The organism is Streptomyces odonnellii (assembly GCF_000981895.1).
GTDB classification, from domain to species: domain Bacteria; phylum Actinomycetota; class Actinomycetes; order Streptomycetales; family Streptomycetaceae; genus Streptomyces; species Streptomyces odonnellii.
In genome coordinates this window covers 42,294-51,969 of sequence record NZ_LATD01000184.1, presented here as the reverse complement: position 1 = coordinate 51,969, position 9,676 = coordinate 42,294, and the positions used below count along the sequence as shown (strand labels likewise).

Genomic DNA, 9,676 nt, shown 5'->3' with positions numbered 1-9,676 from the left:
GCGGTAGGGGGCGGTGAGGTTCATGGGGCTGCCGCGATCAGGCGCCGGATGTCCTGTGCGGTCCAGTGGCCGGCCGCGCCGGGGCGTTCCGCCAGATACGCGGCGACGGTGGCCGCGTCCCAGGCGCCCGCTTCGAGGAGACCCCGGGCGAGGAAGGCGAGGTACGCGGCGGACGGGCTGTTCAGCTCGGCGTCCGCGACCGGCCAGGGCGCGGTGAAGGTGAGCACGGGTGCCCCGTCGAGCGTGCCGGCGCAGACGAGCGTTTCGTACCGTCCCTCTCCCAGTACCGCCCGGCCGCTGCTCAGCACGTCGGTGAGGTCCAGTTCGTTCCCCGGCTGCCGGTACATCTCCTGTGCCGCGATGTCCGAGAACTGCTGAGCCGTTACGAGATGCGCCCTGGCGAGTACGTTCCCGTCGGCGTCCGGATCGTAGAACGCGCGTCCGCCGGTCCAGACGGCCGACTCGGTGGCGAAGTACAAGGCTCCGCGCAGCTCCACCGGCACGGACCGCTCCGGAGGCCGCCGGTCCCGGCACCCGGGGTGGACACGGGCGGCGCCGGGATGGCGCCCGCCGGTGATGTAGTACGCGAGGCGGCCCAGGTGTGTGTTCGAACCGTACGAGGCGTACCAGACCTGCCGCGGTGACGGGCCTTCTGCGCGTCTGCCCGTGTGGGCTTTCTCCATGGTGCGAGGACTTGTCACGGGTCCCTCTTCGCGTTGAATCATCACATCGAGTGAACTCCCTGCCAAACATGTGTCTTTTCGGCCCGCGACTGCGATTGTGACGCCATGAATGTGGGGGAACGCTGGGAGTGGACGCAGGCGCGCTACCGGGACGGAATGTTCAGCCATGGGATAGGCAGCGAGCGGCAGCGGCTCAGCCTGCTGGAATCCCTTCTGGACCCGCATACCCGGGCGCGTTTTGAGGCACTTGGGCTGAAGCCGGGCCATCAGGTTCTCGAAGTCGGCGGTGGCGGAGGCTCGGTGGCCCGCTGGCTGGCCGAACAGGGCGCCGAAGTGACTGTGACGGACCTGGACACCACATTTCTTGACGAGTTGGCGGATCAGGGCATAAAGGTACTGCGGCACGATATGTACACCGAGGAATTTCCGCCCGGATCATTCGACTTCATCCATGCCCGCTATGTGCTGATCCATCTGCCCGATCCGGACAAAGCGGTTGCCCGGCTGGCCGCATGGCTCAAGCCGGGCGGTGTGCTGTTGGTCGAGGAACCGGCGTCCTTCCCGGTGATGGACTCCCCGCACCCGGCCTATCGCACCATCATGCGCGCTTTCCGTACTCACCTTGAGCAATCGGTGGGTTCGGACACCTCTTGGGCCCGCACACTCCCCGTACCCCTGGAGAAAGCGGGACTCACCGATATCGGTTTGGACGCCCGCCTCCATGTCGTCAGGGGCGGCGACGAAGAGGCACAGTGGTGGCGTCTGAACCTGGAGCAGTCCCGCGAGGCGATGGTGGCCGCGGGCCTCGCGACCGGCCCCGATTTCGACGCCGCGTACCGCGAACTGGCGTCCCCCGATTTCTACGACCTGTCCCTGGCGGTCTGTACGGCATGGGGCCGCGGGGCGGTGTGACGCGGTACGGTCCGGACGCGGCGCGGTACGGGACCGGTCGGGCGGCTCGGACGGCAGTGCTCGGACCGCAGTGCTCAGGCCGCAGTGCTCAGGCCGCCGCCTCGCCGACCAGATGGTCACCGGGAATGCCCGCCTTGTCCGGCCCGTAATACTCCCTGATCCCGAGGTCCCAGGTCTCCCTTGCGATCCGGTCCGAATCCGTCGGCTCGAACGCGTCGAAGAGCGCATGGATATTCGGCAGCCGGAACCCGATGGCGGTCATCAGCGCGACAAAAACAGGCCGCCGGACAAACCCGTCCCCCTCCAGATCCCCCAGCCTGGAAAGCGCCTCGGCGAATTCCCCGATGGCACCGTCGAACCGCTCCGGAGAAAGAACGCAGGCGGTGTACTCGTCAAAGCTGACCCGGCCGTCCCGGTCGGCGTCCAGCTCCTCGACCAGGGTCCCCCAATACCTCCGGAACGCATCCAGCATCGCCCGCTTCGCCCCGTCATCGGCAGTGGGCACCGACCGGATGACCCGCTCGGCCATCAGCTCGAAGTCATCGGCCTCAAGATATCCATTGCCGTCGACATCGAACAGACCGAACACAACCCGAACCCGCTCAACCGCTTCCGCACGCACAACGAACCCCCTTCTCGCAGCAGTGCTTTCCACTATGCGAAGGCCCCACCCGCCACGTCCCTCAAACCAATGCGAGTCAACCGAACGAGTGAACGGGTCGTCTTGAAACACGTCAACGCATCACTGTCTTCACTGTCTTCGAGGACGGGGCGCGTTCAGCCGTGCCCCCCGGCTCTTCGCTACCCCGGCGGCGGCGCGGTCAGGTCACTGGCCCGGCGGAAGACGGTGTCGAGCATGGGCTCGGTCAGACGGCCGGTGGAGGTGTTCTGGCGGCTGGGGTGGTAGCAGCCGAGCTGGATCCTGCCGTCGGGGCGGCGGAATTCGGCGCCGTGCCGGAACGCGGGGCGTGGCCTGATACCGGCCTGGAGACAGGCGGCGTTCCAGGCGAAGGCGCCGAGGGCGAGGATGACGGTGACGTCCTTGAGCGCGTCGAGTTCCGCGGTCACATAGGGGAGGCAGTTGTCCCGTTCGGCCGGCGTGGGCCGGTTCTCCGGCGGCGCGCAGCGCACCGCGGACGCGATCCAGACACCGGTCAGGCGCAGACCGTCGCCGCGGTGGAGGGAGACGGGGCGGTTGGCGTACCCGGTCCGGTACATCGCGCGGATGAGCCAGTCGCCGGACGCGTCGCCGGTGAAGCTGCGCCCCGTACGGTTTCCGCCGTGCGCGGCCGGGGCCAGCCCCAGCACATAGAGCCGCGCGGCCGGGTCCCCGAATCCCGGCAGGGGCCGCGCCCAGTACTCCTCGCCCGCGAACCGGGCCGGCGCCTGCCGCGCCGCCTCCTGTCGCCACGCCACCAGCCGAGGACACCGCACACAGGCCACCACCTGCCGCTCCGTACGCCCCAGCGTCGCCTCCGACCCCACCACGCGTCCGCCCTCTTTCCCGTCTCGTACCCCCACCCTCCTCCCGCGCCCGGCACACCGCGAGCCGGGCCGGCGGGCGGCCGTGCCCGCGCGCACCGTCAGCATGGAGTCCATGAATCCATGGGTGGCGCTGCCCGGCGCCCCGGCCCCCGACTCCGTTGCCCGGCCCGGCATTTCGTACCGACGGCAATTCCGTACCGACGGCAAGGGCCCCGGCCGGCGAACCGGTCGGGGCCCTCATGAGCCGTCCGTACGTCTGACCCGTACGTTCGTCGTGATCAGACGAGGTCGAACCGGTCGAGGTTCGCGACCTTGGTCCATGCCGCGACGAAGTCGCTCACGAACTTCTCCTTCGCGTCATCGCTCGCGTAGACCTCCGCGAGCGCGCGCAGCTCGGAGTTCGAGCCGAAGACGAGGTCGGCACGGGTGGCCGTCCACTTGGTCTCGCCGGTGGCGGCGTCGCTGCCCTCGAACGTGTTCGCGTCCTCGGACGTCGCCTTCCACGTCGTGCCCAGGTCGAGCAGGTTGACGAAGAAGTCGTTGGTCAGCGCGCCCGGCCTGTCCGTGAGGACGCCGAGCTTCGAGCCGTCGTAGTTCGCACCCAGGACGCGCAGTCCGCCGACCAGGACGGTCAGCTCGGGGGCGCTCAGGGTCAGCAGATTCGCGCGGTCGATCAGCAGGTACTCGGCCGGCAGCCGGTTGCCCTTGCCGATGTAGTTGCGGAAGCCGTCCGAGGACGGTTCGAGCGCGGCGAACGACTCCGCGTCGGTGTGCTCGTCCGTGGCGTCCACACGGCCCGCGGCGAAGGGCACCTCGATGTCGTGGCCCGCGTCCTTGGCGGCCTTCTCGACCGCGGCGGCACCGCCGAGCACGATCAGGTCGGCCAGCGAGACCTTCTTGGCGCCCGCGCCGGAGTTGAACTCCTGCTGGATGCCCTCAAGCGCGCTCAGCACGGTCGCCAGCTCGCTGGGGTTGTTGACCTCCCAGCCGGCCTGCGGCTCCAGGCGGATACGGGCACCGTTGGCGCCACCGCGCTTGTCGCTGGCGCGGAAGGTCGAGGCCGACGCCCACGCGGTGGTGACCAACTGGCTGACGCTCAGGCCGGATTCGAGGATCTTCGCCTTGAGGGCGGTGATGTCCTCGGCGTCGACCGTCTCGTACTCCGCCTCGGGCAGCGGGTCCTGCCACAGCAGGGTCTCCGCCGGCACCTCGGGGCCGAGCAGCAGCGACTTCGGGCCCATGTCGCGGTGGGTCAGCTTGTACCAGGCGCGGGCGAACGCGTCCGCGAACTCCTCGGGGTTCTCGTGGAAGCGGCGGGAGATCTGCTCGTACACCGGGTCGAAGCGCAGCGCCAGGTCGGTGGTGAGCATGGACGGCGCGATCTTCTTCGAGGCGTCGTGCGCGTGCGGGACGGTGCCCTCACCGGCGCCGTCCTTCGGCTTCCACTGGTTGGCGCCGGCCGGGCTCTTGGTCAGCTCCCACTCGTAGCCGAAGAGGTTGTCGAAGAAGCCGTTGCCCCACTGGGTGGGCGTGCTGGTCCAGGTCACCTCGAGGCCGGAGGTGATGGCGTCCGCGCCCTTGCCCGTACCGAAGCTGTTCTTCCAGCCGAAGCCCTGCGCCTCGATCGGGGCGGCCTCGGGGTCGGCGCCGACGTTGTCCGCCGGGCCCGCGCCGTGCGTCTTGCCGAAGGTGTGGCCACCCGCGATGAGGGCCACCGTCTCCTCGTCGTTCATCGCCATACGGCGGAACGTCTCCCGGATGTCACGGGCCGCGGCGAGCGGGTCGGGGGTGCCGTTCGGGCCCTCCGGGTTGACGTAGATGAGGCCCATCTGGACCGCCCCGAGGGGGTTCTCCAGCTCGCGGTCACCGGTGTAGCGCTCGTCGCCGAGCCAGGTGGACTCGGGACCCCAGTAGACGTCCTCCTCGGGCTCCCAGACGTCCGCGCGGCCGCCGGCGAAGCCGAAGGTCTCGAAGCCCATCGACTCCAGGGCGACGTTGCCGGCGAGGATCATGAGGTCGGCCCACGAGAGGCTCTGGCCGTACTTCTTTTTGACCGGCCAGAGCAGACGGCGGGCCTTGTCGAGGTTCCCGTTGTCCGGCCAGCTGTTGAGGGGCGCGAAGCGCTGCTGACCGGCTCCGGCGCCGCCGCGGCCGTCGCTGATCCGGTAGGTGCCCGCGCTGTGCCACGCCATCCGGATGATGAACGGGCCGTAGTGGCCGAAGTCGGCCGGCCACCAGTCCTGCGAGGTCGTCAGCACCTCCGCGATGTCCTGCTTCACGGCCGGCAGGTCGAGGGTGCCGAACGCCGCGGCGTAGTCGAACTCCTCGCCGAGGGGGTTGGCCACGGCCGGGTTCTTGGCGAGGATCTTGAGATTGAGCCGCTCCGGCCACCACTCGCGGTTTCCGCCGCCCTGAGTCGGGTGCGGGGCACGCCCGTGCGCGACCGGGCAGCGACCCTCGCTCTCCGTCTTCGCTTCTACGACTATCGCGTCGTGGTTCTCAGAATCGTGGTTCTCAGACATGGGAATCCTTCCGGACCAGGCGGATCACGGTGCTCAGGAACTGCGGGCGCTGGAACAGCCGGGGCACGTCCGTCGAACCTGGCCGGGCCGGCCGCACTGCCGTACCGCCGCACGGGCGCTGTACTGGTCGTACGGGCGCCGTACCGGCCGTACAGGAGTCTTCCTGTCCGAGTCTTCCCTGTCCCTTGGCTGTCGCCGGAACCGATCCTACGATGGACGGAGTCCAAGTCAAGAAGTGCACTAAAAGCATATTCGCTTAGAATTCGGACGTACGCTGATAACTCCGGGTACCCCGCAAACCTCAATAGGTGAACCGATATGAGTGACCTGCTGGAGCGACTGCGCGAGCGTGGCTGGCGGATGACCGCCCAGCGACGCGTCGTCGCGCAGGTCCTCGACGGCGACCACGTACATCTCACGGCCGACGAGGTGCATGCCCTCGCGGCGGAGCGGCTCCCCGAGATCTCCCGGGCGACCGTCTACAACACCCTCGGCGAACTGGTCTCCCTCGGCGAGGTCCTGGAGGTCTCCACCGAGGGCCGCGCGAAGCGCTACGACCCCAACGCGCACCGTCCGCACCAGCACTTGGTGTGCTCCGACTGCGGCACCATCCGCGATGTCCACCCGACCGGGAACCCGCTGGCCGACCTTCCTGCGGAGGAACGGTTCGGCTTCACGGTGTCCGAGGTCGAGGTCACGTACCGGGGGCTGTGTCCGTCCTGCGGCTGAGTTCCGCGGACGCTCCGAAGGCCGGTCGCGCGGTCAGGCCGGTCGCGCGGTCGCATATTCGTACTGACGTACTACAAGTGAATGTGCGGAGATTCCGGTGTGCCCGCGACGACGCACGGGCACCCTGCTGAGGGGCGGTCCGAGTGGCGCCCGCGGTGGGGACTGTGTGGTGGGGACTGCGTTGTGACGGCCGGGGGCACATGTGACGGTTGAACGAGCCATGGGCGCTTCCGCCCCGTTTCCGGCGTGGTCGTCGGCCGAGGACGATCCGGCCGAGGGCGGTACGGATACGGGTCGCCCGGCTGCCGAGGACCGTCCACCCGGCGTCCCGCGTCATGTCGCGTGCGTGATGGACGGGAACGGCCGGTGGGCGGCACGGCGGTCGTTACCCCGTACGTCGGGACACCGGGCCGCCGAGGCGACGGTGATCGACGTCATCGAGGCGGCGCGGACGGCCGGCGTCGAGTGGCTGAGCCTGTACGCGTTCTCCACCGAGAACTGGCAACGCCCGGGCAACGAGGTCGATTTCCTGATGCGGCTGGTGCGCCGTGTCGTACGGAAACACGCGCCGCTGCTGTACGCGCGGGGCATCCGCTGCCGGTTCCTCGGCGTGGCGGACCCGAGGATCCCCCCGGCGCTGGCTCAGGACTTCGCCGATCTGATGACGCTGACCAGCACGAACCGACGTATGACGCTGACCGTGGCGTTCGATCACGGCGGACGCAGGGACATCGTCGAGGCGGCACGGTCCCTGATCCGCAGCGGGGTGCCGGCCGATGCCGTCGACGAGCGGCACTTCGCCGCTCATCTGCCCTTTCCGGACACGCCCGATGTGGATCTCGTCATCCGGACCTCCGGCGAACAGCGCATCTCCAACTTCATGCTCTGGCAGGTCGCCTACGCCGAGTGGATCTTCCCGCCGGTGCTGTGGCCCGACTTCCGCGCGCCGCACTTCCTGGAGTGCCTGCACACCTATCAGCAACGGAGCCGCCGCTTCGGCGGCGTGACGCCGAAGGCGAACGGAGAACCTCACCAGTGAGCGACACGGGCAGCAGCCACTTCAGCCACACTGGCCACTTCAGCCAGGCCGGGCACTCCGGCCACACCGGCTCCGGTGCCACGGATCGCGCCGCCACGGATCGGACCACCGCCGATCACGCCGCCACCGTACAGCCGGCGCCCCTGTTCGGCCCGGGTTCGCAGTTCCACCGGCTGTTCAACGACCCGCGCTGGGCCCTGGGCATCGTCCGGGCCACGGTGCTGGAAGCCGCCCATCCGCAGGTCGGCGCGGCCCTGACCGACAACTCGACATTTGTGGCACACCCCTGGCGACGGCTGCGCAATACGCTCGTGAGCCTCCAGCGCATGTTCGGTGCCGACGACCACGTACGGCAGAGGGAGGCGGCGCGGCTCAACCGCCTGCACGAGCGCCTGAGCGGCACCGACGCACAGAACCGGCCCTACGACGCGATGGACCCGCAGGTCCGGGCCTGGGTGGTCGCGACGCTGTTCGAGAGCGCCGTCACCATGTACCGACTGAGCGGACAGCCGCTCGAGCAGAGCGCCATGGAGCAGTTGTACACCGAATTCCAGGCATTCCTCGCGGCGTTGGGGGTGGAGGACGGTCATCTGCCGCCCACCCTCAAGGAGTTCTGGCAGTACTACGACCACACGGTCGAGACGGAGCTGGAGAACACAGAGGCGCTGCGCATCATCCTCTACAAGCTCTTCGACCATCTCCCGGCGCCGCCCCTGCTGAGCGGCCTGCCCACCGTGTGGGCGGCCGGCCGGGCGCTGGCCGGCCCGGTCATCGGCACGGTCACCGTCGCGTCCCTCCCGGAGCCCTTCCGCCGCCGGGCGGGTCTGCCCGAAGTCCCTGGCGCCCAGACGCTGATGCAGAGCGCGTATGTGGCCGCGGGGCTGGCGCGCTATCTGCCCGAAGGCTGGATCGAGACAGAAGCGCTCACCGACCTGCTGTACCTGTCCCCCGACAGCGATGACCCCCGAGCCGCGACGATCGCGGCACTGCACGGCCGGATGAAGCGAGCCGGCGCCCTGTTCCGGCTGGTCACGCCCTTTCCCGTACAGCCTGACCCCGCCCCGGGCTCCGAACGGCAGCGGAGCGCCGAGGAGTTCTTCGACGCGGTACTGGACCAGACCGGGGACGGCCATCTGGACTGGCCCGATCTCGCGGCCATGGCAAGGGAGTTGTCCTCCCGCCTGGATCTGGACGAACCGGAGGAGACCCGGCTCTACAACGCGTACGCCGAGTGGTGGAAGGAACTCCAGTCGGCCCTCGACACCGACGGCGACGGCCGCGTGAGCAAAGAGGAGTACGCCGCCGCGGTCCCCTCCCTCGCCGGGCCCGCGCTGATCCGGGTCGCCGAAGTCCTGTTCGAGGCCACCGACAAGAACGGCGACCAGCAGATCGACGCGGACGAATACCGAACCCTGTTCCGCACCGCCTTCCACCGCACCCTGACCGGCACGGACGAGACGTACTCCCGCAGCGCGTTCGTCAAGGACTTCCTGTCCTTCATGTCGGGCCGCCGGCACTCGACCGCGTACGACCCCCTGCTCGCCCAGGCGTAAGAACCAGAACCCCCGGACTCGGCGCGGTGGTTCCGCCGGGACCTGACGGGAAATAATCCGGCAGATGCGTGACCACAGTGATTCCGAATCCATCGAAATCGAAACGGCGCCGCGCCGGTCCGGGAAGCAATGGACGAGCACCATGCTGCGCGACTTGGCGGACTGGTCGGCCCGCAGACCGATGACATTGCCCGAGGGGAAGCATCCGGTCCCGCATTCGTCCGACGTACGGATGGTTGTCTGGGCCTTCGCCGGGACCGACCTGGTCACCGGGCTCGTCATCGACGCGATGCTTCCACCGGCCGGTCGTGCGGTCCATCTCGTCTGGGTGGTGCTGAGCCTCGTTCTCTCGCTGGGCTTCTGCGCGATGACGGCCCGCGCGCCTCATCTGCTCGACAGCGCGGTTCTGCGCCTGCGGACAGGACCGTTCCGTGAGGTCACGATTCCGGTCGGGTCGCTCGGATCCGTACGCGTGGCGCACGGTTCCACGCGCGGGTACGGATTACGCCACGTCCCGGACGAGGACGGCGCGGTGGCGTGCACCATAGGCGGCGCGACCAATCTCGTCATCGAGCTCGAAGAGCCATTGCCGATACGGCTGCGGAACGGCGAATCGGTGCTGGCCGGGCGGGTCTACGCCGCCGCCGACAATCCGGCCGAAGCCGCCCGCCTGATCAACCGCTCGATCGCCGGAGGCGCGCGACCCTGACCGGCACGACCGCGGGCGCCCCCGTGCGTGCCCCGGAGTGCGGG

Annotated in this window: 9 protein-coding genes; 5 read left to right on the top strand and 4 right to left on the bottom strand. The window is 69.1% G+C overall.

Going from position 1 to position 9,676, the window contains the following annotated elements:
- Positions 1-20: 20 nt before the first annotated feature.
- Positions 21-683, bottom strand: coding sequence for a hypothetical protein (locus WH07_RS18100; RefSeq protein WP_046501048.1), 663 nt, complete (start codon positions 681-683; stop codon positions 21-23).
- Between the two features lie 156 nt (positions 684-839).
- Here WH07_RS18100 and WH07_RS18095 point away from each other — a divergent pair, with 156 nt between their 5' ends.
- Positions 840-1,595 (top strand): class I SAM-dependent methyltransferase, encoded by a 756-nt coding sequence (locus WH07_RS18095; protein WP_046501070.1) that lies wholly within the window; start codon positions 840-842, stop codon positions 1,593-1,595.
- Positions 1,596-1,683: 88 nt separating this feature from the next.
- On the opposite strand, the gene WH07_RS18090 is transcribed toward WH07_RS18095, so the two are convergent.
- From WH07_RS18090 to katG, 3 genes are all read right to left on the bottom strand, one after another.
- Positions 1,684-2,217: an EF-hand domain-containing protein gene (locus tag WH07_RS18090; RefSeq protein WP_046501047.1), complete on the bottom strand. Its 534-nt coding sequence runs from the start codon at positions 2,215-2,217 to the stop codon at positions 1,684-1,686.
- A gap of 179 nt (positions 2,218-2,396) precedes the next feature.
- Positions 2,397-3,083 carry a uracil-DNA glycosylase gene (locus WH07_RS41225; RefSeq protein ID WP_046501046.1) on the bottom strand — a complete coding sequence of 229 codons (687 nt, stop codon included), beginning with the start codon at positions 3,081-3,083 and terminating at the stop codon, positions 2,397-2,399.
- 275 nt (positions 3,084-3,358) lie between these two features.
- Positions 3,359-5,602, bottom strand: coding sequence for a catalase/peroxidase HPI (katG, locus tag WH07_RS18080; RefSeq protein WP_046501045.1), 2,244 nt, complete (start codon positions 5,600-5,602; stop codon positions 3,359-3,361).
- 318 nt (positions 5,603-5,920) lie between these two features.
- Between katG and WH07_RS18075 the strand changes: the two genes are divergently transcribed.
- From WH07_RS18075 to WH07_RS18060, 4 genes are all read left to right on the top strand, one after another.
- Positions 5,921-6,331: a Fur family transcriptional regulator gene (locus tag WH07_RS18075; RefSeq protein ID WP_046501043.1), complete on the top strand. Its 411-nt coding sequence runs from the start codon at positions 5,921-5,923 to the stop codon at positions 6,329-6,331.
- 220 nt (positions 6,332-6,551) lie between these two features.
- Entirely contained in the window at positions 6,552-7,370 is an 819-nt protein-coding gene (uppS, locus tag WH07_RS18070; RefSeq protein ID WP_269801375.1) for a polyprenyl diphosphate synthase, read from the top strand.
- Positions 7,371-7,513: 143 nt separating this feature from the next.
- Entirely contained in the window at positions 7,514-8,923 is a 1,410-nt protein-coding gene (locus WH07_RS18065) for an oxygenase MpaB family protein (RefSeq protein ID WP_046501065.1), read from the top strand.
- Between the two features lie 142 nt (positions 8,924-9,065).
- Positions 9,066-9,632: a hypothetical protein gene (locus WH07_RS18060; RefSeq protein WP_046501042.1), complete on the top strand. Its 567-nt coding sequence runs from the start codon at positions 9,066-9,068 to the stop codon at positions 9,630-9,632.
- Positions 9,633-9,676 lie beyond the last annotated feature (44 nt).